Here is a 21,864-nt window from a genome sequence, read left to right on the forward strand (position 1 = left end):
CCTGGGCTGACGGTGTTGTCCACAGGTGTGAGGGCGAGGGCCGCGGCGGTCGGTGAATCCTGCCTACCGTGCGGACATGCATCCACGACTCGCGTTGATCGCCGACGGACTCGCGCCGCCCGCCGATCCTGACGAGACCCCGGTGGCGTGGTGGGCCGACCACACGCGGGTGGCCGAGACCCCTCCGCCGGCGCCTCCGGCGGAAGCGGCGGAAGCGGCGGAAGCGGCGCCACCCGCCCTGCCCGTGCCGGGTCGGCATGCGGCCCGACGCCGGGTGCGGCTGGTGCCGAGCGGGCTCCCGACACTCGCACCCGCGCACGTCGCCGTGGTGGCCGTGATGGTCGCTGTTGCCCTGGCCGTGACGACGTGGTGGGTCGCCCGGGACCAGCCCGTCGGCACGGCAGGTCCACCGGCCACGGCGGGGGAGTCGGTGGAACCGCTGCTCGCCGCCGCGACACCGGGCGCGTCACCGGGCGCGTCACCGGGCGCGTCACCGGGCACCTCACCGGGTGTGGCCGAGGGCACCGTCACCGTCGATGTCGCCGGCAAGGTACGACGCCCGGGCATCGTCGTACTCGACAAGGGGGCGCGGGTGACCGATGCGCTCTCGGCTGCCGGGGGTGCCAAGCGCGGCGTGGACGTGACGTCGCTCAACCTGGCGCGCCTGCTGGTCGACGGGGAGCAGATCGTCGTGGGTGTGCCGGGTGCTGCGCCTGCTCCTGCGCCCGCCAGCGGAGGTGCGGTCGCGCCGGGAGCGACCGGGCCACTGGTCAATCTCAACCTCGCGAGCCAGACCGAGCTGGAAGGGCTGCCGCAGGTCGGGCCGGTCACCGCCCAGTCGATCATCGCGTGGCGCGAGCAACGGGGCGGGTTCACCAGCGTCGACGAGCTCCTCGAGGTCGACGGCATCGGCGAGAAGACGCTCGAGCGACTCGCGCCCTACGTGACGGTCTGACCGGGTGGGTCGCTCAGGAGGCGCCGAGCAGCGCCCGGTGCAGCACCGCGATCAGTTCGCCCCTGGTGATCATCCCGACCAGGCGCCCGTCGTCGTCGACGACCGGCACGTTCTTGTAGCCCTCCGTGGTCATCATCGGCACCAGGTCGGCGACCGGCGTGCTCTCCAGGATGGTCGTGACCTCGGGCCGCATGATCGAGTCGACGGTCTCGAGCTCCACGAGGTCGCGGGTGAACAGGTCGATGATCGACAGCACCCCGATCACGCGGCGTTCGCTGTCGATCACCGGGAGCGTCTTGACCTGGCGCTGCACGATGAGGGCACGCGCCCGGTAGATCGACTCGAACGGGTGGGCCACGGCCACGTCGGTGTTCATGATCCGGGAGACGGGGATGGAGCCGAGGCGCCGGTCGAGGGCGTGGGTCTCGGCGTCGCGCACGATGGCGACGATGTCGGCGGGAAGCACGTCGAGGCGGTCGGCGAGGCGCTTCATCGCCTCTTCCACGTCGGGCGTGGTGATGCCGAGCTCACTCGCGGCGGTGGTCGGCGCGGGCGCGGGCGGTCGGTGGGGGTACCGCCGGCCGGTCAGGTTGTTGACCGCGATCGCGATCACCAGGAGCGCGAGGGTGTTGACGGCGACCGGGGTGAACACGAACAGCGGACCCTGGTCGGCGATCGCGGGCGTCGCGGTCGCGGCCAGCAGGGCGCAGGCGCCGCCGGGTGGGTGCAGGCAGTTCAGCAGCATCATCACGCCGATCGCGGCGCCGACACCGACCGCTGCAGCGATCAGGACGTCATCGATGAGCCAGTGCGCGACGAGACCCACGGCGGTCGAGATCAGGTTGCCGCCGACCACCGGCCACGGCTGGGCGAGCGGGCTCGCCGGTACGGCGAACAGCAGGACGGCGCAGGCACCCATCGGGGCCACGATGAACGGCAGCATCTCGGGCCCGCCGGGCACCGCCCGTGCCGTCGCGCCCGCCACCGCGATGCCCAGCAGGGCTCCCGCGGCACCCCGGGCCAGTTCGGACGTCGAGTAGCGGCTCACCCGTGGAACCCTAGGGCGTGTCTCCTTACTCCACGCCTGCTGCGCGGTCTTTCGGACTCGATCTGGCGGCGTTGTCGGAGACTCGACGGGCCTCCGGCCCGCCTTCGCTCCTCCGCCTTGCCAGATCGGCCCGAAAGACCGCTCGCTACGGCGTCGAGTAAGGAGACACGCCCTTGGGCGTAGCCGTGCACCACGACTTCCGGATGCCCGCGCTCGGTGCGGCCGCGTGGGGTGCCGGTGTGGGGGCGGCGGTCCTGGGATCGTCGGCGGTCTGGCTGCTCGTTGCCCTCGCGCTCGTGACCGTCGGAACCGTTGTCGGCCGTGCCCGCCTGGCGACCGCGGCGCTGCTCCTGGCGGCAGCGGTCGTGACGAGCACCCTGCTGCGCCACGCCTCGGTCTCGGCGAGTCCGCTGCACCACTGGGCCGAGGACCGGGCCACTGCGGAACTGGTGGCGACAGTGGTCTCCGACCCGCGGCGGGTCGAGGGGCAATGGGGCGACCAGGTCGTCGTACGACTGCGGGTGGAGGAGGTGACCGCGCGCGGTGCCCGGCAGCGACTGGGTGGCACGGTCGTCGTGCTGGGCGACCCGGCGTGGGCGGAGGTGACGCTGGGGGAGCGCGTGGTGGCCAAGGGACGCCTCGCGCCGTCCGACCGGGCCGAGGAGGCGGCGCTGCTGACCGGCGCGCGGCCACCGGTCCGGATCCGTGGACCTGATGCCTGGTGGCGGGCGTCGGCGGCCCTGCGGGCCTCGATCCGTGAGGCGGTCTCCCACCGGCCGCCCGACCAGGCAGGCCTGGTGCCGGCGCTGGTCGACGGGGACGACGCCGGCCTGCCCGCTGCGGTGGAGGAGGACTTCCGGACCACCGGACTGACGCATCTCACGGCGGTGAGCGGCACCAACCTGACGCTCGTGGTGGGGGCACTCCTGCTGCTCGCCCGCGCTCTCGGTGTACGACGACGCTGGCTCGTGCTCGTCGGCCTGCTCGGGATCGTGGGGTTCGTCCTCCTCGCCCGCACCGAGCCGAGCGTGCTCCGGGCGGCCGCGATGGGCACCGTCGGACTGTTCGCGTTCGGTCCCGACGGACGCCGTCGCGGCCTCCGGGCGCTCGGGGTGGCGGTGACTGCCCTGGTGCTGGTGCAACCGGCGCTGGCCGTGTCGGCTGGCTTCGCGCTCTCCGTGCTCGCGACAGCCGGCATCGTGCTGCTCGGGCCGCCCTTGTCGGAGGCGCTCGCTCGCTGGCTTCCACGAGGCCTGGCCGAGGCGATCGCCGTACCGACCGCGGCGCAGCTGGCGTGCACACCGGTCGTCGCGGTGCTGTCCGGCCAGGTGAGCCTCGTGGCGATCGTGGCGAACCTGCTGACCGGGCCGCTGGTGGGTCCGGCGACGGTGCTGGGCCTGCTCGGTGGCCTCGTCGGTCTCGTCGTGCCTGTGCTGGGCCGGGTGTGCGGCACCGGCGCCGGATGGTGTGTCGGCTGGATCATCGCGGTGGCCCGCCATGGTGCGGCGCTGCCGGGCGCCACCATCGGGTGGGGCACCAGCGCACTCGCGATTGCCGTCCTCGTGGTGTTGTGCGTGCTGGTGGCCGTGGCCCTGCCGGCGGTCCTGCGGCGACGCGGGTGGGGTGCCGCCCTCGGCGTGGGGTTGCTCCTGATCGTGCTCGGCGTCCCCGGCCGGATCTGGTCGGCCCCCGGATTCGGCTGGCCGCCCGAGGGCTGGGTGCTGGTGGCCTGCGATGTCGGGCAGGGCGACGGACTGGTGCTGTCGGTCGCGCCGCACACCGCGATCGTGATCGACGCCGGGCCCGACCCGGACGCGATCGACGGCTGTCTCGACCGGTTGTCGATCGACCGGATCCCGTTGGTGGTGCTCACGCACTTCCACGCCGACCACGTCGACGGGCTCGAGGGGGTGCTCCGCGGCCGCCGTGTCTCCGCGATCGAGACGACCCCGGTCCTCGATCCGCCCGAAGCGGTCAGCCAGGTCCAGCGGATCGCCGATGCGGCGCGGATCCCGGTCGCGCCGGCGTCGTACGCCGCCACCCGGAAGTACGGCGCCGCGGTGCTCCAGGTGCTGCACCCCGACATCCCGGTGCCAGTGGAGGGTGCCGGCGACGGGAGCTCGGCCAACGACGCCAGCGTCGTGCTGCTGGTGGAGGTGGCGGGCGTACGGATCCTGCTCACCGGCGACGTCGAACCGCCGGGCCAGGCGGAGCTCGCGCGCCTGGTCCCGGACCTCGACCTCGATGTCCTGAAGGTGCCGCACCACGGCAGCACGCACCAGGACTACGACTGGCTGGCGTCCCTCGATCCCGAGGTCGCGCTCGTCTCCGCAGGTGCCGACAACGACTACGGCCACCCTGCACAGCGTGTCGTCGAGGCGCTCGAAAGGGTCGAGGCGGAGGTGCTGCGGACCGACACGAGCGGAGACCTGGCGATCGTGGTTGACGGCGACGGCGTGATCACCACCGCCACCCGGAGGTGACGTCGGAGGCGTGTGGGAAGGTGGGCGCATGCGGGCCGAGGACGTGTTGGGACGGGTCATCCTGGTCACCGGCAAGGAGGAGTTCCTCGGAGCGCGCACGGTCGATGACGTCAAGGCCGCGGTCCGTGCGTTCGACCCCGAGACCGAGTTCGCCGACAGCGCGGCCGCCGACCTGACGCTCGCCTCGCTCGGCGAGATGTCCGCCCCGTCGTTGTTCTCCGCCATCCGCTGCGTCGTGGTGCGCGGCTTCGAGAACCTTCCGGACGAATCGGTCGAGGGCGTGCTGAGCTACGCCGCCGCGCCGGTCGAGGACGTCGCGCTGGTCCTGGTCCACGGCGGCGGCCCCAAGGGCAGCGGCGTGCTGACCAAGCTCCGCAAGCTGCCGGCCGTCACCGAGCACAAGTCCGAGGAGCTCAAGCCGTCGGACTTCCCGGCCTTCGTCGCCAACGAGGTACGACGATGGGGCGCCACGATCGAGCGCGACGCCGCCGACGTGCTGATCGAGTCGATCGGCCGCGACCTGCGCTCCCTCGCGGGCGGTGCCCACCAGCTCGCCAACGACTTCCCGGGGGAGCGGATCAGCGAGGCGCAGGTGAAGCGCTACTTCGGTGGCCGTGCGGAGGCCAAGTCCTTCGCCGTCGCAGATGCCGCGTTCGCCGGGCGTGACCGGGCCGCGCTCGAAGAGCTGCGCTGGGCCCTCGACGCCGGGACGCCGGCGGTGCTGGTCACCTCGGCCTTCGCGGGCAGCGCCCGCGGACTGGCGCGGCTGGTGAGTGCGCCACGCGGGATGCGGGACGCGGACCTGGCTCGCGAGGTCGGCGTGCCCCCGTGGAAGCTGCGTTCACTGCGCGATCAGGCCCGCGGCTGGAACGAACCGGGACTGGCCCGCGCGATCCGCGCGGTCGCCCAGGCCGACGCCGACATCAAGGGCGCGGCCAGCGACGCGTCGTACGCCCTCGAGCGGCTGGTGCTGACCATCACGTCGCTCCGTCGCGGCTGAGCGGCGCCAGGGTCGCTGCGGGAAAACGGAAAGGGAGCCCTCGCAGAGCGAGGACTCCCTTGTACTCCGGACCGGAGTGGATCAGAGAGAAGCAGCCTTCTTGGAGATCGAGGACTTGCGGTTCGCAGCCTGGTTCTTGTGGATGACGCCCTTGGACGCGGCCTTGTCGAGCTTCTTGGTGGCCTCGCGCGCGGCGGCGATGGCCTTGTCCTTGTCGCCGGCCTCGGCGGCCTCACGGAACTTGCGGATCGCAGACTTCAGACCGGTCTTGACGGCCTTGTTGCGCTCGTGCGCCTTCTCGTTCTGCTTGTTGCGCTTGATCTGGCTCTTGATGTTCGCCACGGTTAACTGCCTCTGTGTCGTATGAGAATGCTGGTCTGGTCCGGAGTGCGTGCCCCGGTGGGCCGTGCCCGAGGGGCAGGCGACAACACAGGAGACGCGACCAGTAAGGCTAACAGCGGGGGAACACCGCCCCAAATCGGGCGAGGCGCCCGGCCGGACCGGGTGTTGTGCTCAGCAGGGACAGTCTGCGAGATTGCGCCCGTGCCCGCACCCTCGACGCCGACCTTCCCGCTCGGTGCCCTCATGATCCTGCCCGGCACCCTCTTCTGGGTCTTCGTGATCCTGGGTGCGACCCGGGAGGACAACCGGTTCGTCGCCGCCGCGTTCGTGGTGGGTGGGGCCGGGCTGGCCGTCTTCGCCGTGCTCAAGACGCGTGAATCACGCACCAGACGCGCCCACCGGGAGCGCGCGATCGAGTCCGGCACCCGTACGACGGCCCGGATCGCCGCCACCCGGGTGCGCGGCAGCCTCAACAACGACCCGTACGTCGTCTTCACCCTCGACGTGGCGCCGGAGTCGGGGAAGGCGTACCGCGTCGAGCTCACCGAGCTGGTCTCCCAGCTCGCGATCCCGCGGATCCTGCCGGACACGGTCATCGACGTGTGGGTGCACCCGGACGACCCGAACTTCGTCGTGATCGACCCGGCCGCGCTCGGTCGTGGCTGAGCACGGCCGGGTCGATCAGGACGGTCAGTTCGGGAGGCCGAACGCGTACAACTTGTTGTTCGGGGTGCCGAACCCGAAGTTGCTGTACCCCGAGCCCCAGTAGACGGTGCCGTTGGAGATCGCAGCACCGGACAGGCACGAACCGCCGCTCGCGAACTCCCACAGGATTGCCCCCGTCGCCCCGTTCATCGCGTACATGTGGCCGGCGGGGTCGAGGGAGCAACCGAACACGATGCCGTTCGCGGTCGTCACCGGCCCGGAGGTGCCCCCACCGTGCGGCGGGGTCTTCTGCCACAGGACCTGGCCGGTCACGGCGTCGAGTCCGCTCCACACGCCGGCGGTCGTCACCGCGCCGCCGGGGAGGGTCCAGGGCACGAGGTTGCTGTTGGCGTTCGCCGTGTAGATGCGGCCGCGGTCGACGGCCGAGCCCCACTGCAGGCCGCCGGCCGTACCTCCGGGTCCGGCCTGGGTGACCCAGCGAACCGCTCCGGTGGCAGCATCCAGTGCCCAGTACTGGCCGCTCTTCTGCCCGGCTCCGACGACATCGACCGACTTGCCTCCCGGGGGCTTGACGGTGAAGAGCGAAGGCGCCTGACCGAAGTCGTAGTCGGGTCCTGCCGGGTCGGGGCAGAGGTCACCGTCCCCGAAGAACGGGATGCAGTCGACGGTCCACGCGTCGTACGGAATCGCCCGGGTCACCCACTTCACCGCGCCGGTGGTCAGGTCGAGCGCCAGGATCGAGTCGAAGAAGTCGTTGGCAGGCAGGCATGCCGCCTGCGCCGAGCTGCTGCCCGCCTCCTTGACGCACTCGAGCACTTCGGGGGGCACCGAGTAGTTGTTGCCGGTGGCGATCAGCACCTGGTGGCGCTTGGTGTCGATGGCCGGCGAGCTGCCCCACACTGCGTTGCCGGTGTAGCCGGTCGGGGCCATGTAGGTCTTCCACACGATGGCGCCGGTGGCCACGTCGATCGCCAGCATGCTGCCGCGGAACGAGAGCTCATAGCCCGGAACGAAGGCAGCGAGCGCTTCCTCCTGGGAGGCGACGCCCACGTACAAAAGGCCGTTGAAGACGGTCGGGGACTGCGTGATGATCGCCGCGGGATGCGCGTCCGCCACGGTGCTCCAGACGAGCTCACCGGTGGCGCGGCTGAACGCCATCACCTTGCCGCCGGGGCCGCCGCCGGGCGCGAGAATGCTGCCCTGCGTGCCCACGATCACCAGGGACTCGGTCACGGTCGGCGTCGCACGTGCCTTGTCGAACGGAACGCCGCTCGCGGCCGGGATGCTCGTCCGCCACTCCTGGGCACCGGTCTTCGCGTTGATCGCGTACAGGTTGCCGGCCCAGTCGGGCACGTAGACGTGGCCGTTGTAGACGGCGGGCGTCGCCGACACGTCGCCCCCGGTCGTGAACTCCCACTTCCGCGTGAGCCCGCTGACATTGCTGACCGTCAGCTTCGACTCCGAGGGCTGCGATCTCGTGTTCCGGTAGTCGCCGCCCGCGTTGGTCCAGTTGGCCCCTCCGGGTGCGGCATCAGCAACCGTCAGCGGGATGAGCAGGAGCGCCGCTGCGGCGGCGCCCATCGACATCAAGCTCTTTCTCATGGTCAACGACTCCCTCGGTTGGGATCCGCCGATGGCAGACCCTCGGCCCGAGAGCCTCGGCGCCGACCGAGGTGCCTTCGACAGTAACCCCGCTGGAATCGCACGGACTGTCCTCACAAGTGAGTACGGCGCGCGCTGCGCCGGGGGCTCAGTCGGCGCGCCGGGTGCTCCCGTCGGCGAGGTGCACGGTGTAGGACCACGTCTCGCCCTCGGGGTTGTCGCTGCTCTGCGGGACTGCTGGCCACCACGCGGCGAACCGGCCATCGACGACCGAGGCCTCGAAGTCGGGAACCGAGGAGGTGTGCACGGTGACACCGGTGACGCCGCTGCCCACATGGCCTTCGACCCAGAAGACCTCCCCGTCGTCGGTCGTGTTGGACATGGCCGACGACTCGTCGATGCGGCCGGGCCCGGGAGTCAGGGGCGCCGATGCGTCCGGGTCGTAGCTCCCGAAGAACCCCTCACGGTCGCCGGGGTCCTCCCCGTCTCCGAGGACGTCGTTGGGCATCAGGCAGATCGCCTCGGCCTCGGGTCCGGCGAGCAGGACGTAGGTCCATTCGCCACGTCGCTCTGCCAGCACGACGCGCTCCCCACGGTCGGGTACGGCCAGTGCGGCGCGGCAGGTAGCGCCGGCCGCGTCTGCGTCCGCGTCCGTCAGGGGTTCCGGTGTCGGCGTCCACGACCCGTAGGCGTTGCCTCCGCCAAGCAGCAGAACAGGGACGGCCACGCCGGCGGCGCCCGCCAGGCCCGCCGTTACCAACAACCGATTCCGGCGCCGGCGCGGGTGGTCCGGCTCCGCCGGGACGACCTCGTCGACGGGGGTCGCCACAATGCGGTCGAACGCCGCGGCAGCACGTTCGAGCTCGGCCTCGGTCAGCTCGGTCCTCGGTGCGGGGTCGAGGTGACTCAGCGCTGCGGTGATCATGACGTCGGTGGTGTGCCTTCTCATCGCGGGCTCCTTTCCGAAGCAGGGTGGCCGGACAAGGGGTCGCTGGCGGTGGCGGAGCCGACATGGCGCAACAGGGTGCGCCGGGCACGGGACAACCTCAGGCGAAAGGCGGTGGGCGAGATGCCCAGCACCGCCGCCGCCTCGGGCGCGGTGAGCCCGTCCAGGACGGAGAGCGCGATCGCCTCCTGGTCAGTTGCGCTCAACAGCGGCCAGGCCGCGGTGATGTCGACCCGGCAGCTGACCAGGTCGGGGTGGTGGCCGGCATCGGTAGGACCATGCCGGAACTCTGCGAGACGGACCGCGACGGCATCGTGCCTGTCCTCGCGGCGCCGGGTGTTCTGGAGGGTCTTGCGGGCCACGCCGAAGAGCCAGGCGCGGGACCCCGACAGCTCGGCCGGGACGTCGTCGAGGCGGCGCCACGCGACGAGCATGACATCACCGACGACGTCCTCGGCATGACTTGGATGCACGCGCCTGCTCACGAAACGAAGCAGGTCGACGTACGCCGCGTCGTAGATGTCGCGGAAGCGTTGTTCACGCTCTCGCGGCGACGAAGTCGTGGATTCCATACCCTGTTCCTGTCCAGGAAGGCACAAGTGTGTCATCCGAGCTCGACACAGGACGAGCGGAAGCGCGATGGCGCACCCTGACGCGGCACGGCGATGAGTTTGCCCGCCACCTCCGGTCTTCACGCGCATGACTGAGCAGACCAGCACCCAGCCCAACGGCCCGGCGTCGTACTTCCCCTCGATCGAGAAGAAGTACGGCCGATCGATCGCTGACTGGCAACAGATCCTGCGGGCTCACCCCGAGTACGGCGCAGGCGCCCGGCACGCCGATCTCGTTGCGTTCCTCAAGGGCGAGCACGAGATGGGGCACGGACATGCCAACGCGCTGGTGGTGCACACGCTCCGTGAGGACGCCTGAGCGCCCAGCCCTCAGATCTCCCAGCCCCGCCGTTCGGCCAGCCAGTCGTCGATGACGTTGCGCTGCCAGGCCTGCGCCTGGCGGATGTACGGCGACGTGGACGGGACGGGCTGCGCAGCGGACACCGAGAAGTAGGCGAGCACGAGCGCCAGCGCGACGTCGATGTCTTCGGGCGGCACGTCCGACAACAGCGGGTGGGCGGCGATGTGGGCGTCGACGTCGAGGCCGTCGCCGCGGGGGCCGATCAGCAGGAACAGGGAGTCGAGCCAGGCGGCTCCGACGACGGGCCAGTTCCAGTCGCACAGCACGGCGCTGCCGTCGGACAGCACCAGGATGTTGTCGTCGCGGATGTCGGTGTGGACGAGCGTCGCACCGCCGACCACCTCCTGGTAGCGGTCAGCGAGCGCCTTGAGCTCGGCAGCCCGCGGGTGGTCGATCTGCTCCCACAGCGCGGGCCAGTCCCCGAACTCCTCCGCCGCACTGCCCAGGTCGCCCGGAGCCGGCGTCAGGACCTCCGCCATCGTCACGGCCATCGCCGACGCTGCGGCCAGGTCGTCAGCGGTCCAGGGACGAACCGGCGCCCGCCCGTCGACGTACTCGGTGGCGAGGAGGACCCACTCGCCGTCGTCCTCGGCCCACAGCAGCCGCGGCGCGGGGACCTCGGCGGGCAGCATCCGCAGCTTCCGCGTCTCCTCGCGGTACGACTCGGCGAACATCCGCTGGGCCTTGGTCGAGGCCGCCTTCACGAAGTGCGTCGACCCGTCCGCGCAGGTCAGCACCGAGGCGAAGCCCGGTGTGAAGCCACCGCCCTGGGAGACGGCTTCCACCACCGCTGAGCCGAGGTGGCCCTCCACCATCGACCGGATGTACGGCGGCAGGTGGACCCAGTCGAGGCGTCGGGCGGTCCGGCCGTGGGGGATCCGGTTCGGAATCACCCGCACATCATGTCGCCAACGGTGGGCTCAGCGCGGCGCCGGGTCCAGCGTCCGCGTGTACAGAGCCACGCCGGAGACGTCGCGAAGGTGCACCGTCAACTGCCCCGACGAACCAGAGATCTCCACCTCGCCGAAGTACTGGTGCCCCTGGGCCGGCGACGTGTTCGCGGTGGGCGGCGCCGCGACGAAGTCCGCGACCGGGCCGAAGGTGAGGTCTAGCTTGTTCGGACCGAAGGCGCCTGCGTTGAGCGGTCCCGAAACGAACTCCCAGAACGGGTCGAACTCCTGGTAGGCGGCGCGGTCGGGGGAGTAGTGGTGCGCTGCGGTGTAGTGCACGTCCGCCGTGAGCCAAAGGTGGTTGCGGATCCCGGCCCGCGAGAGCGCCGTCAGCACGCGGGCGATGTCGATCTCCCTGCCGAGGGGAGCGCCCGGGTCGCCCTGGGCAATGCCCTCCTGGGCCGCAGCACCGTCCGGCACGACCAGCCCCAGCGGCAGGTCGGCGGCGATCACCTTCCAGGTGGCCCTCGACGTCCGGAGCTCCTCGATGAGCCAGCGGGTCTGGCGGTCACCGAGGACGCCGCCGTCGCCGACGGGCTCCCTGTCGGCGGTGTTCGGGTCCTTGTGGGTGCGCATGTCGAGGACGAAGAGGTCCAGGTGCGGGCCGCGGTGGATGACCCGGTAGACGCGGCCCTCAGGATCCGGCGAGATGTCCGCCACCGGCACGTACTCGTGGAACGCCCGGCTCGCCCGCGCTGCGAGGACGTCGACCCGCTTCTCCGTGTAGCGCGCGTCCTCCAGGATCTCGCCGGGGTACCAGTTGTTGGTGACCTCGTGGTCGTCCCACTGCCCGACCTGTGACGTCTCGGCGAGGAACGCGCGCCAGTTGTCGGCCATCAGGTTGTAGCGGAACTGGCCGCGGTACTCGTCCAGGGTCTCGGCGACCTTGGTCTTCTCCGGGATTACCAGGTTGTGCCAGGTCGACCCGTCGGGGAGCGGGACGGTCGCCTGGACCGGCCCGTCGGCGTACACCGTGTCGCCGCTGCAGAGGAAGAAGTCGGCGTTGCGGGCACGCATCGCGTCGGCGATCCGGAAGCCGCCGTACGCCGGATTGACGCCCCAGCCCTGGCCGGCGATGTCGCCGGACCACAGGAACCGTACGTCGTCGTGGTCGGCGGGTGCGGTCCGGAAGCGGCCGACGGTCGGGGCGCTCGCGACGTGGGAGTCGAGGTCGACCGCCCGGATCCGGTAGTGGACGTCGGTGCCGGCAGGCAGGCCGCGCAGCGGGAGGGTGCCGGTGAGGTCGGTCGACGGAGTCACCACCGGCCCGGGGACCCGGCGGACCCGACGGAAGTCCGGGTCCCGGCTGAGCTCGGCGACCAGTCGTGAGGGTCGGTCTGCCTTCGACCACAACAGGGCAGAGCCGGTGCGGACGTCGCCCGACTGGACACCCAGGGGGAGGAGCGGCCGGTTGCGGTGGACGAGGAGCGGCGAGGCAGCGGAGCGACCGCTGAACAACGCGACGCCACCGGTGGCGAGACCGGCTCCTGCTGCTCCGCGCAGCAGGGTGCGGCGGTCGGTGCGGGCAGGGGCAGGGGGCTGGGGGATGGCCGGGTCCATGGCACCAACCTGACGTCGTACGACGAACGAGGAGACGCCGTCCGGGCGAGCCGGGGGTGAACCGGCGGCGAACGATTGATCCGCCGGCGCACTGGGTAGCCTCGCCGCTGTGAGTGACCAGCCGTCATCAGGACAACTGCCAGCGCCGCCCGTGGTCTACCTGCCCGTGGAGATCGATGCCGACGGCAAGGTCACGGACTTCAAGATGCTCAAGCTGGGCGACGGCCGCATTGCGCTGCTGGCCTACACCGCGCTCGACCGCTTCATCAATGCATGGGGCGACCACCAGTCGTGGCTGCTCTTCGAGAGCCGCAAGGTCGACGACATCAAGGACGCGAAGCACTTCGACGTGAAGCTGCTCGATGTCGACGTGCCCGAGGAGTTCCGTCCCGGTCCTCCGGCTGAGGCACAGGCATGACCCTGCGACTGGACGCGGGCGCCGCGGCGATCATCTCCGGCGGGCACGACGACGCTGCCAAGAAGATCGACGAAGCAGCCACCGGTGCCCCTGGAGAGGTCGACGCCGGCTACGGCGCAGCGCACGTCGCCGACATCCTCGCTGCCGTGAGCGAGACGGCGGGCGAGATCGCGGTGATCAACACCGGCATCGCGCTGCTCGTGCGTGACTGTGCCGACGACCTCGGCCGCACCGAGGAAGCGATCGCTGCCGAGTTCGACCGCATGGGCCGGCTCGCGTGAGCCTTGACACCAAGGTCGAGGGCTCGCCAGCGGCAGTCACGGCCGCCGCCACCTGGTTGCGCGACACGCTCGCAAGCAAGCTGGAGAAGTCGGGCGACGAGCAGCAGGACGCCCGCAACTACGCCCAGGGCGCCTGGGAGGGCGAGACCTACTCGTCGTACCGCAACGTCTCCGGCGACATCATGCGGGCGAACGACAAGCACGAGGAGCGCGTCAAACGGGCCGCCACGGCGCTCGACGACTACGCCGCCAAGCTCAAGCGCCTCGAGAGCGACATGAGTGCGATCCGGACCCGTGCGTCCGACGGCGGACTGACCGTGACCGGCACGGTGATCTCGGCGCCGGCGGCCGCGCCGACGACCCCGTTCGAGGTCGGCTCTCCCGAGGAGACGGCGTACAACACGGCGGTCGCGAGGATCACGCTGTGGAACACCCTCGTCGAGGACGCGGCCGAGGACTACCAGACCTTCGTCGACTGGGTCGACGCGAACATGCCGGCCGATGTCGCCGACGCCCGGAAGAAGGACGCGTCCGACACCCTCTTCGAGGCCATCTCCGCGCTGTTCCCCAACTTCGCGAGCGGCGCCGGAGCAGGCCTCGCGGGGTGGGGACTCCTCAACAAGGCCAACGAGTACAAGGCGGCCGCGACCGAGTTCCGCCGCAAGACCCGCGTGTCGGGCAACCCGGCGGTGCGCAACCGTCTCAAGACGCCCGCGGGCCAGTCCCAGCTGGATGACCTGCTCAAGAACGCGGACCTGTTCGGGAAGGGCGCCAAGTTCCTCGGCGGCCCGGCCGGCATCCTCATCGACGTCGGCTTCGGCATCTACGAGGGCACGCAGACGGGCGACTGGACCCGGGTCGCGGTGACGACGGGAACCAGCATCGCCGTCGGCGTCGGGGTCGGCCTGCTGGTCGCAGCCGGTGTCGTGACCGCGCCCGCGTGGGCCGTCGTGGTGGCCGGCGGCGCGCTGGCCGCCGGTGCCTCCTGGGTGGCAGGCACGGTCTACGACAACTGGGACGACATCACCGACTGGACCTCCAACACGTGGGACGACGCGACGGGCGCCATCGGCGACGCGTGGGACTCGGTGACCCCGTGGTGAGCCGGGCCCGGTTGATCCCCCGGTGGTGGACGGCGACGGTGCTCACGGTCCTGGTACTGGCGACGCTGGTCGCCCTGGTCGTCGCCCTTGCTGCCGACGGTGCCCTGGCGTGGTCCGGCGTCAGCATGCTGGTCGCCTTCTGTGGCCTCCTGGTGGCGGCGATCTCCGCGCTGGCCCGGCCGCGGCGGCGACGGGAACCGGAGATCACCGCCGACGGCACCCGGATCTTCCGCGCCCCGATGCTCACCGTGGCGGGACTGCTCGTCGCCTGGTGGACGCTCCTCGTCACGGCAGCGCTCTGGGCCTACCTGGCGTTGACGGACTTCTCCTCCCTCGAGTCACCGGGCTTCTCCCTCCTGACGATCGTCGGCGCGCTCGCGTCGCTCCCCGACCTCGTCCGCCTGGCGACCGGTCGGCTGCACCGCTGGACCCTCGAGCTGGGCCCCACGACGCTGTCCTATCGCGGCTACCGGACCGACGTCGCGGTGCACTGCCGCGACGTGCGTGGTGCCGCGATCCAGCAGCGGAACCCTGCCGGGGTCCGGATCGACATGCGCGCGGGCGCCGATGACATCGTGCTGCCGATCACCGCCTTCGCCGTCCCGGCCGAGCAGCTGGTCGAGGAGATCCATCGCGCGCGCAAGGCGGCCTCGACCCGCTGAGCCTCGCGACGGGTTCCACGGATGCAGCGTGGAATTAGCGAACCCGCCAGCCTCGGCGACAATGGGTGGACCATGGCAGCCTCCACTCCGAAGCCCGGTCGTACCGACCCCGCGATCATTCGCAACTTCTGCATCATCGCGCACATCGATCACGGCAAGTCGACCCTCGCGGACCAGATGCTCCGGCTCACCGGAGTCGTCGACGCGCGGGCAGCGCGGGCGCAGTACCTCGACCGGATGGACATCGAGCGCGAGCGTGGCATCACGATCAAGAGCCAGGCCGTGCGGATGCCGTGGACGGTCCCGGCAGACAACGAGGAAGGCGCCGAGCCCGGCACCTACGTCCTCAACATGATCGACACCCCAGGCCACGTGGACTTCACCTATGAGGTGTCCCGTTCGCTCGAGGCGTGCGAGGCCGCCGTACTGCTGGTCGACGCGGCGCAGGGCATCGAGGCGCAGACGCTCGCGAACCTCTACCTCGCGATGGGCGCCGACCTCCACATCATCCCGGTGCTCAACAAGATCGACCTCCCGAGCGCCAACGTCGAGAAGTACGCCGCCGAGCTGGCCGGACTCGTCGGCTGCGACGTGTCCGACGTCCTGCTCACCAGCGCCAAGACCGGCGTCGGCGTCGAGTCGCTCCTCAACGAGATCGTGAAGCAGACCCCGCCGCCCGTCGGCGATGCCGACAAGCCGGCCCGTGCCCTGATCTTCGACTCGGTCTACGACACCTACCGCGGCGTGGTCACCTATGTCCGGGTGGTCGACGGCAAGCTCAGCCACCGCGACCGGATCAAGATGATGTCGACCGGCGCCGTGCACGAGATGCTCGAGGTCGGCGTGATCAGCCCTGAGCCGGTGAAGACCGGCGAGATCGGTGTCGGCGAGGTCGGCTACCTGATCACCGGTGTGAAGGACGTCCGCCAGTCACGCGTCGGTGACACCGTCACGTCCCAGCACCACGGCGCGACCGATCCGCTCGGTGGCTACAAGCACCCGAACCCGATGGTCTACGCCGGCCTGTACCCGATCGACGGCGACGACTACCCGGTGCTGCGCGACGCCCTGGAGAAGCTCCAGCTCAACGACGCAGCACTGACCTTCGAGCCCGAGACGTCCGGTGCCCTCGGCTTCGGCTTCCGCGTCGGCTTCCTGGGCCTGCTCCACATGGAGATCACCCGGGACCGCCTCGAGCGCGAGTCCAACCTCGACCTGATCTCGACCGCGCCCAACGTGGTCTACGAGGTCGTGATGGAGGACGGCAAGCACATCGAGGTCACGAACCCGAGCGAGTACCCCGACGGCGGCAAGATCGCCGAGGTGCGCGAGCCGGTCGTTCGGGCCACGATCCTGTCGCCCTCCGACTACATCGGCACGATCATGGAGCTCTGCCAGACCAAGCGGGGCACCCTGCAGGGGATGGACTACCTCTCCGAGGACCGCGTCGAGATGCGCTACGTCCTGCCGATGGGCGAGATCGTCTTCGACTTCTTCGACCAGCTCAAGTCGCGCACCAAGGGCTATGCCTCGCTCGACTACGAACGCACCGGCGACCAGGCCGCCGACCTCGTCAAGGTCGACATCCTGCTGCAGGGCGAGCCGGTCGACGCCTTCTCCGCGATCATCCACAAGGACGCTGCCTACGCGTACGGCGTGATGATGGCCGGCAAGCTCAAGGACCTCATCCCGCGCCAGCAGTTCGAGGTGCCGATCCAGGCCGCCATCGGTGCCCGGGTGATCGCGCGCGAGAACATCCGCGCCATCCGCAAGGACGTCCTGGCCAAGTGCTACGGCGGTGACATCACCCGCAAGCGCAAGCTGCTCGAGAAGCAGAAGGAAGGCAAGAAGCGGATGAAGATGGTCGGCCGTGTCGAGGTGCCCCAGGAAGCCTTCGTCGCTGCGCTGTCCACGTCCGGTCCCGCGGGGGACAAGCCGAAGAAGTGAACGTCCGCCCGGTCCGTGACGACCAGTGGGACATCGTCGCGTGGCTGTGGCAGGACTTCCGCCACGACCTCGGTGCCGTGGTGAACGGCTTTCCGTACGCCGACGGTCGCTACCGTCACGAGTGGCTGGACCAGTACCCCGCGCCGGACCGCTGTGGCTACATCGCGTGGCGGCCGCACCCGAACACCGGTGAGGACGCTCCCGTGGCATTCGCGCTGGTGCGCGGCCTGGGAGAACCCCGACGGCTGGTGCAGGCGTTCTTCGTGGTGCCCGCGGCTCGGCGGACAGGGCTTGGTCAGCAGGTGGCGCTCGACGTCATCTCCCGGCATCCCGGCGGCTGGGAGATCCCGTTCCAGCAGGACAACGTGGGCGCCGGCCGTTTCTGGCGTGGCGTCGCGTCGGCTGCCTGGGACGACGCCTGGACGGAGACGGCAGAGCCCGTGCCGAGCAAGCCGGACCTGCCGCCCGACCACTGGATCCGCTCGACCTGAGTCAGGCGCGCTGATCGCTCTCTGCACCGGCCCGGCTCGGGTTGATGTAACGAGTGAGGGCGATGCCCCAGAGCGTGGCCAACACGAACATCACGATCGAGTAGACCGCCGCCGGCACGGAGATCTCGGTGCTGTCGAGGACCTCGACCGCCACGAAGATCGCCAGCGTGCCGTTGTGCACGCCGATCTCCATGGAGGACGCGATCGCCTGGTCGTCGCGCACGCCCAGCGCCCGCGGGACGACGTACCCGAGGACGAGGCTGATCGCACAGAACAGCGCCGCGACGATGCCGACCTCGGCGAGGTAGTCGGCGACGTTCTCGCGCTGGTCGAGCAGGATGCCCAGCACCAGGACCGCGAGGATGACAGCGGAGCCGATCCGGACCGGTCGATCCATCCGGTCCGCGAATGCCGGGCGGGTGGCCTTGACCGCCATCCCGATGCCGACCGGGACCAGCACGATGGCGAAGACCTGCACGACCTCTCCGAACGGCAGCGACACCGAGTCGCCCTGGTCGAAGTGGTCGATGGCCGCATTCGTGATCAGCGGCAGGGTGACGAGCGCCAGGATCGAGTTGATCGCGGTGAGGCTGATGTTGAGCGCGACGTCGCCGCGGAACAGGTGGCTGAACAGGTTGGCCGTCGTGCCGCCCGGCGAGGCGGCGAGCAGGATCATGCCGATGGCCAGCAACGGATCGAGGTCGAAGGCGACCACGAGCCCGAAGCAGATCGCCGGCAGCACCACGACCTGGCAGGCCAGGGCGATGGCGACGGCCTTCGGGTTCTTCCCGATGCGCCGGAAGTCGGCCGGCGTCAGGCCGAGGCCGAGCCCGAACATGATGATCGCGAGTGCGATCGGCAGGCCGACGGTGGTCAGTGCACTGTCCATGGTGTCCCTCCCTCAAGGGTGAGAGCACCGTAGCCGAGGATGTTCCGATGAGTGTCCAGATCCTTGAGGGCCTGCTCGACGAGTGGGACCTCGTCGCCGGCGACGAGAGGTGGCACGGGGCCCGCTCACTCGTGCTGCCCGTCACGACCCGTCAGGGCCGACCTGCCGCCCTCAAGATCGCGCTCCCCGACGACGAGTCGGAGCACGAGCACCTCGCACTGCAGCGGTGGCACGGCAACGGCGCGGTCCACCTGCTGCGCGCCGACCCGTCGCGCCGGGCACTGCTGCTGGAGCGACTGGATCGCGAGGACCTGACCGGGCACTGGGACATCGAGGCCTGCGAGATCGTCGGTGGTCTCTACAACCGGCTCCACGTTCCTCCCATGCCCCAGCTCCGCGAACAGGCGTCGTACGTCGCCCGCTGGGTGGAGGCACTGCAACGGGACGCGACGACGGTGCCGGTGCCGCGACGCCTCGTCGACCAGGCGATCGCCCTGGCGCGAGAACTGTGCGCGGAGCCGGCCTCCGCGGTGCTGCACGGTGACCTGCACTACGAGAACGTGTTGCGCGGCGAGCGGGACGGCGAGCAGGAGTGGCTCGCGATCGATCCGAAGCCGACCAACGGGGACCCGCACTACGAGGTCGAGCCGATGCTGCGCGACCGGTTCGAGGACTACCTCCTGCCCGGTGCCTTCGGCTCGGTCCGCGACGGCATCCGTCGGCGCTTCCACGCCCTGGTTGACACGGCTGGTTTCGACGAGGCCCGCGCCCGCGACTGGGTCGTGGTCCGGTCGGTCCTCAACGCCCACCGGGCGCACGAGGACGCCGTCAGCGCCGGCCGCAGGCCGACGGCCGGGGAACGCGAGCACGTCACTGCCTGCATCACGATCGCCAAGGCCGTCCAGGACTGACCTGCATCGACAACGTCGAATGACCGTGCGGGACTGACCAGCACAGGTGCAGACTGGCCGCATGTCGCGCGTTCTCGCTGTCAGCGTCGGTCGTCCGCAGGACAAGGAGTGGGCCTCGATCGGCTGCACGTCCATCGACAAGCGCAACCTGGATGCGCCGGTCGCCGTCCACGAGCTGGGGATCGAGGGCGACCAGGTGTCCGACACCCAGCACCACGGTGGCCCGCACCAGGCGGTCTACGCCTACGCGCGCGAGGACCTCGACTTCTGGGAGGCCGAGCTCGGGCAGCCCATCCGCAACGGGCAGTTCGGGGAGAACCTCACGACCGAGGGACTCGACCTCACGGGCATGGAGATCGGCACCCGGATCCAGGTCGGCGGACCCGACGGGCCTTTGCTCGAGGTCGCCCACGTGCGGACGCCGTGCAACGACTTCAAGGGCTGGATGGGGGAGAGCGGCTACGACCCGAAGGCGTGGGTGAAGCGCTTCACCGCCGAGGGCCGGCCCGGCCCGTACTTCCGCGTGCTCCAGTCCGGGACGCTCGCTCCCGGCGACCCGGTCGAGGTCGTCCACCGGCCCGGACACGGTGTCACGGTGCGTGACATGTTCGTCGCGCTGAACACCGATCGGGCCCGCCTGCCCGAGCTCGCGGCGATCGAGGTCCTGCCGCCGAAGGTCCGCGAGAAGGTCGAACAGTTCGTCCGCGGCGCCGGGGTCCCGTACCAACCGGCCGCCGAGTGATCTAAGTTACCAATCAGTCACCGCCGGTCTCGGAACAGTTTTTCAGGAGCGACATGCCCGTCAATCACGACACCAGTTTCCTCGAGCACCTTCCGCAGAACTGCGCCGTGCAGTTCCTGGACCGGGTGGAGGCGAGCAGTTCGCGCGAAGCCTTCCGTTTCCCCGTGGGTGACGCGTGGGAATCGGTGACCTGGGGCGAGGCCGGCGACCGCGTACGACGCCTCGCAGCCGGACTGCTCGCCCTGGGCCTCGAGCGGGAGCAGCGCGTCGCGATCGCCTCGTCGACGCGCTACGAGTGGATCCTCGCGGACCTCGCCATCATGTGCGCCGGCGGCGCGACGACGACGGTGTACCCGTCGACCAACGGCGAGGACACCGCCTACATCGTCGGTGACTCCGAGAGCCGGTTCATCTTCGCCGAGGACGAGAGCCAGCTCGAGAAGCTGCGTGCGCACCGCAGCGAGCTCCCTGCCCTGGCCAAGGTCATCTCGTTCGACGCCGCGCTGGCCGACGGTGACTGGGTCATCTCGCTCGACCAGCTCTCCGAGCTCGGCGAGACGCACCTCGCCGCCCACCCCGGGAGTGTCGAGGAGGTCGCGCAGAGCATCCAGCCCGACCAGCTCGCGACCCTGATCTACACCTCCGGCACGACCGGCAAGCCGAAGGGCGTGCGCACCCTGCACAAGGCGTGGGTGTTCGAGGGCGAGGCCATCAAGGCGCAGAACATCCTCAACGAGGACGACCTGCAGTTCCTGTGGCTGCCCATGGCCCACTCGTTCGGCAAGGTGCTGCTGTCCACGCAGCTCGCCTGCGGGTTCGCGACCGCCATCGACGGTCGGGTGGACAAGATCGTCGACAACCTCGGCATCGTGAAGCCCACCTTCATGGGTGCAGCGCCCCGCATCTTCGAGAAGGCCCACGCCCGGATCGTCACCATGCAGGCTGCCGAAGGTGGTCTGAAGGAGAAGATCTTCACCACCGCGTTCTCCGTCGGCACCAAGGTCGACGCGCTCAAGCGCGACGGCAAGTCCGTGCCGCTGCTCCTGAAGCTGCAGCACGGTCTGTTCGACAAGCTGGTCTTCAGCAAGGTCCGGGACCGCTTCGGTGGACGGGTCAAGTTCTTCATCTCGGGCTCCGCGGCCCTCAACGCCGACATCGCGCAGTGGTTCCACGCAGCCGGCATCCTGATCCTCGAGGGTTACGGCATGACGGAGAACGCAGCCGGCGCCACCGTCAACCACCCCGACGGCTACAAGATCGGCACGGTCGGCCAGCCCTTCCCGGGTTCCGAGGTGCGCATCGCCGCTGACGGCGAGGTCCAGCTCAAGGGCCCGCACATCATGGCCGGCTACCACAACCGCCCCGAGGCGACCGCCGAGGCGCTGACCGAGGACGGCTGGCTGCGCACGGGTGACAAGGGCGAGCTGGACAGCGACGGCTACCTCAAGATCACCGGCCGCATCAAGGAGCTCTTCAAGACCTCCGGTGGCAAGTACATCGCCCCGCCCGCGATCGAGGCCAAGTTCAAGGCGATCTGCCCCTACGTCAGCCAGTTCATGGTCTTCGGTGCCGAGCGCAACTTCGTCTCTGCCCTGATCACGCTCGACCCCGACTCGATCGCCGGGTGGGCTGCCGAGAACGGCAAGGAAGGCGCCTCCTACGCCGACCTGGTGAAGGACGAGGCCGTCCTGGCCATGGTCGGCGAGTACGTCGACACGCTCAACGCCCAGCTCAACCGTTGGGAGACCGTCAAGAAGTGGCGCCTCCTCGACCACGACCTCACCATCGAGTCCGGTGAGCTCACCCCCTCGCTGAAGGTGAAGCGCAACGTCGTGGAGAAGAACAACAAGGCGCTGATCGACGGTTTCTACACCAGCTGAGCACAGGAGACGCACA

22 protein-coding genes are annotated in these 21,864 nt (G+C 70.2%); 14 read left to right on the forward strand and 8 right to left on the reverse strand.

Annotated features, from left to right (window positions below; all coding sequences use genetic code 11):
* Positions 1-76 precede the first annotated feature (76 nt).
* The gene (locus ACOACQ_RS11190; RefSeq protein ID WP_378597757.1) at positions 77-955 is read left to right on the forward strand and encodes a helix-hairpin-helix domain-containing protein; all 879 of its coding nucleotides are present in this window, start codon (positions 77-79) and stop codon (positions 953-955) included.
* A gap of 13 nt (positions 956-968) precedes the next feature.
* Here ACOACQ_RS11190 and ACOACQ_RS11195 read toward each other — a convergent pair whose 3' ends face one another.
* Positions 969-2,003 carry an HPP family protein gene (locus tag ACOACQ_RS11195; RefSeq protein ID WP_378597756.1) on the reverse strand — a complete coding sequence of 345 codons (1,035 nt, stop codon included), beginning with the start codon at positions 2,001-2,003 and terminating at the stop codon, positions 969-971.
* A 173-nt stretch (positions 2,004-2,176) separates the two neighbouring features.
* Between ACOACQ_RS11195 and ACOACQ_RS11200 the strand changes: the two genes are divergently transcribed.
* A complete protein-coding gene (locus tag ACOACQ_RS11200; protein WP_378597755.1) occupies positions 2,177-4,486 on the forward strand; it encodes a DNA internalization-related competence protein ComEC/Rec2 in 2,310 nt (769 codons plus the stop codon).
* A gap of 28 nt (positions 4,487-4,514) precedes the next feature.
* The gene (gene holA, locus ACOACQ_RS11205) at positions 4,515-5,486 is read left to right on the forward strand and encodes a DNA polymerase III subunit delta (protein WP_378597754.1); all 972 of its coding nucleotides are present in this window, start codon (positions 4,515-4,517) and stop codon (positions 5,484-5,486) included.
* A gap of 81 nt (positions 5,487-5,567) precedes the next feature.
* Here holA and rpsT read toward each other — a convergent pair whose 3' ends face one another.
* Positions 5,568-5,828 carry a 30S ribosomal protein S20 gene (rpsT, locus tag ACOACQ_RS11210; protein ID WP_378597753.1) on the reverse strand — a complete coding sequence of 87 codons (261 nt, stop codon included), beginning with the start codon at positions 5,826-5,828 and terminating at the stop codon, positions 5,568-5,570.
* Between the two features lie 201 nt (positions 5,829-6,029).
* On the opposite strand from rpsT, the gene ACOACQ_RS11215 reads away from it, so the two are divergent.
* Positions 6,030-6,494, forward strand: coding sequence for a hypothetical protein (locus ACOACQ_RS11215; RefSeq protein ID WP_378597752.1), 465 nt, complete (start codon positions 6,030-6,032; stop codon positions 6,492-6,494).
* A 24-nt stretch (positions 6,495-6,518) separates the two neighbouring features.
* On the opposite strand, the gene ACOACQ_RS11220 is transcribed toward ACOACQ_RS11215, so the two are convergent.
* The 3 genes from ACOACQ_RS11220 to ACOACQ_RS11230 all read right to left on the reverse strand — a co-directional run bounded on the left by ACOACQ_RS11220 (position 6,519) and on the right by ACOACQ_RS11230 (position 9,614).
* The gene (locus ACOACQ_RS11220) at positions 6,519-8,096 is read right to left on the reverse strand and encodes a PQQ-binding-like beta-propeller repeat protein (protein WP_420288310.1); all 1,578 of its coding nucleotides are present in this window, start codon (positions 8,094-8,096) and stop codon (positions 6,519-6,521) included.
* 148 nt (positions 8,097-8,244) lie between these two features.
* Complete coding sequence (locus ACOACQ_RS11225) at positions 8,245-9,045, reverse strand: hypothetical protein (RefSeq protein WP_420288311.1); 801 nt, start codon at positions 9,043-9,045, stop codon at positions 8,245-8,247.
* Positions 9,042-9,614, reverse strand: coding sequence for an RNA polymerase sigma factor (locus ACOACQ_RS11230; protein ID WP_378597748.1), 573 nt, complete (start codon positions 9,612-9,614; stop codon positions 9,042-9,044). Before ACOACQ_RS11230 ends, ACOACQ_RS11225 begins: the two co-directional genes overlap by 4 nt.
* Before the next feature lie 127 nt (positions 9,615-9,741).
* On the opposite strand from ACOACQ_RS11230, the gene ACOACQ_RS11235 reads away from it, so the two are divergent.
* A complete protein-coding gene (locus ACOACQ_RS11235; protein ID WP_378597747.1) occupies positions 9,742-9,972 on the forward strand; it encodes a DUF4287 domain-containing protein in 231 nt (76 codons plus the stop codon).
* 11 nt (positions 9,973-9,983) lie between these two features.
* On the opposite strand, the gene ACOACQ_RS11240 is transcribed toward ACOACQ_RS11235, so the two are convergent.
* Both ACOACQ_RS11240 and ACOACQ_RS11245 read right to left on the reverse strand, forming a co-directional pair.
* A complete protein-coding gene (locus ACOACQ_RS11240; protein WP_420288312.1) occupies positions 9,984-10,907 on the reverse strand; it encodes a phosphotransferase family protein in 924 nt (307 codons plus the stop codon).
* A 27-nt stretch (positions 10,908-10,934) separates the two neighbouring features.
* Positions 10,935-12,524, reverse strand: coding sequence for an alkaline phosphatase D family protein (locus ACOACQ_RS11245; RefSeq protein WP_420288313.1), 1,590 nt, complete (start codon positions 12,522-12,524; stop codon positions 10,935-10,937).
* Positions 12,525-12,633: 109 nt separating this feature from the next.
* On the opposite strand from ACOACQ_RS11245, the gene ACOACQ_RS11250 reads away from it, so the two are divergent.
* From ACOACQ_RS11250 to ACOACQ_RS11275, 6 genes are all read left to right on the forward strand, one after another.
* Positions 12,634-12,942 (forward strand): SAV_915 family protein, encoded by a 309-nt coding sequence (locus ACOACQ_RS11250; RefSeq protein WP_420288314.1) that lies wholly within the window; start codon positions 12,634-12,636, stop codon positions 12,940-12,942.
* A complete protein-coding gene (locus ACOACQ_RS11255; RefSeq protein WP_420288315.1) occupies positions 12,939-13,223 on the forward strand; it encodes a hypothetical protein in 285 nt (94 codons plus the stop codon). The genes ACOACQ_RS11250 and ACOACQ_RS11255 overlap by 4 nt, the downstream gene beginning before the upstream one ends.
* Positions 13,220-14,326, forward strand: a complete 1,107-nt coding sequence (locus ACOACQ_RS11260; protein WP_378597742.1) for a hypothetical protein — start codon at positions 13,220-13,222, stop codon at positions 14,324-14,326. The genes ACOACQ_RS11255 and ACOACQ_RS11260 overlap by 4 nt, the downstream gene beginning before the upstream one ends.
* Complete coding sequence (locus tag ACOACQ_RS11265) at positions 14,320-14,988, forward strand: hypothetical protein (protein WP_420288316.1); 669 nt, start codon at positions 14,320-14,322, stop codon at positions 14,986-14,988. The genes ACOACQ_RS11260 and ACOACQ_RS11265 overlap by 7 nt, the downstream gene beginning before the upstream one ends.
* Before the next feature lie 72 nt (positions 14,989-15,060).
* Positions 15,061-16,935 carry a translation elongation factor 4 gene (lepA, locus tag ACOACQ_RS11270; protein WP_378597740.1) on the forward strand — a complete coding sequence of 625 codons (1,875 nt, stop codon included), beginning with the start codon at positions 15,061-15,063 and terminating at the stop codon, positions 16,933-16,935.
* Positions 16,932-17,426 (forward strand): GNAT family N-acetyltransferase, encoded by a 495-nt coding sequence (locus tag ACOACQ_RS11275; RefSeq protein ID WP_378597739.1) that lies wholly within the window; start codon positions 16,932-16,934, stop codon positions 17,424-17,426. Before lepA ends, ACOACQ_RS11275 begins: the two co-directional genes overlap by 4 nt.
* A gap of 1 nt (position 17,427) precedes the next feature.
* Here the strand turns inward: ACOACQ_RS11275 and ACOACQ_RS11280 are convergent, their stop codons facing one another.
* Entirely contained in the window at positions 17,428-18,315 is an 888-nt protein-coding gene (locus tag ACOACQ_RS11280; protein ID WP_378597738.1) for a bile acid:sodium symporter family protein, read from the reverse strand.
* Between the two features lie 47 nt (positions 18,316-18,362).
* Between ACOACQ_RS11280 and ACOACQ_RS11285 the strand changes: the two genes are divergently transcribed.
* The 3 genes from ACOACQ_RS11285 (at position 18,363) to ACOACQ_RS11295 (ending at position 21,848) form a co-directional block, all read left to right on the forward strand.
* The gene (locus tag ACOACQ_RS11285; protein ID WP_420288317.1) at positions 18,363-19,226 is read left to right on the forward strand and encodes an aminoglycoside phosphotransferase family protein; all 864 of its coding nucleotides are present in this window, start codon (positions 18,363-18,365) and stop codon (positions 19,224-19,226) included.
* A gap of 61 nt (positions 19,227-19,287) precedes the next feature.
* Positions 19,288-19,968 (forward strand): MOSC domain-containing protein, encoded by a 681-nt coding sequence (locus ACOACQ_RS11290; RefSeq protein ID WP_378597736.1) that lies wholly within the window; start codon positions 19,288-19,290, stop codon positions 19,966-19,968.
* A gap of 53 nt (positions 19,969-20,021) precedes the next feature.
* The gene (locus tag ACOACQ_RS11295) at positions 20,022-21,848 is read left to right on the forward strand and encodes an AMP-dependent synthetase/ligase (RefSeq protein WP_420288318.1); all 1,827 of its coding nucleotides are present in this window, start codon (positions 20,022-20,024) and stop codon (positions 21,846-21,848) included.
* Positions 21,849-21,864: the final 16 nt, after the last annotated feature.

This window comes from Nocardioides sp. CPCC 206347 (assembly GCF_048654605.1).
In the GTDB taxonomy this organism is placed as follows: domain Bacteria; phylum Actinomycetota; class Actinomycetes; order Propionibacteriales; family Nocardioidaceae; genus Nocardioides.

What these genes read in the sequence shown, in the direction of transcription:
- ACOACQ_RS11245 (WP_420288313.1), bottom strand. Translation starts at nt 12,524, where the DNA reads ATGGACCCGGCCATCCCCCAGCCCCCTGCCCCTGCCCGCACCGACCGC.
- ACOACQ_RS11280 (WP_378597738.1), bottom strand. Translation starts at nt 18,315, where the DNA reads ATGGACAGTGCACTGACCACCGTCGGCCTGCCGATCGCACTCGCGATC.
- ACOACQ_RS11230 (WP_378597748.1), bottom strand. Translation starts at nt 9,614, where the DNA reads ATGGAATCCACGACTTCGTCGCCGCGAGAGCGTGAACAACGCTTCCGC.
- holA (WP_378597754.1), top strand. Translation starts at nt 4,515, where the DNA reads ATGCGGGCCGAGGACGTGTTGGGACGGGTCATCCTGGTCACCGGCAAG.
- ACOACQ_RS11225 (WP_420288311.1), bottom strand. Translation starts at nt 9,045, where the DNA reads ATGAGAAGGCACACCACCGACGTCATGATCACCGCAGCGCTGAGTCAC.
- ACOACQ_RS11235 (WP_378597747.1), top strand. Translation starts at nt 9,742, where the DNA reads ATGACTGAGCAGACCAGCACCCAGCCCAACGGCCCGGCGTCGTACTTC.
- ACOACQ_RS11190 (WP_378597757.1), top strand. Translation starts at nt 77, where the DNA reads ATGCATCCACGACTCGCGTTGATCGCCGACGGACTCGCGCCGCCCGCC.
- lepA (WP_378597740.1), top strand. Translation starts at nt 15,061, where the DNA reads ATGGCAGCCTCCACTCCGAAGCCCGGTCGTACCGACCCCGCGATCATT.
- ACOACQ_RS11255 (WP_420288315.1), top strand. Translation starts at nt 12,939, where the DNA reads ATGACCCTGCGACTGGACGCGGGCGCCGCGGCGATCATCTCCGGCGGG.
- ACOACQ_RS11295 (WP_420288318.1), top strand. Translation starts at nt 20,022, where the DNA reads ATGCCCGTCAATCACGACACCAGTTTCCTCGAGCACCTTCCGCAGAAC.
- ACOACQ_RS11290 (WP_378597736.1), top strand. Translation starts at nt 19,288, where the DNA reads ATGTCGCGCGTTCTCGCTGTCAGCGTCGGTCGTCCGCAGGACAAGGAG.
- ACOACQ_RS11220 (WP_420288310.1), bottom strand. Translation starts at nt 8,096, where the DNA reads ATGAGAAAGAGCTTGATGTCGATGGGCGCCGCCGCAGCGGCGCTCCTG.
- ACOACQ_RS11285 (WP_420288317.1), top strand. Translation starts at nt 18,363, where the DNA reads ATGAGTGTCCAGATCCTTGAGGGCCTGCTCGACGAGTGGGACCTCGTC.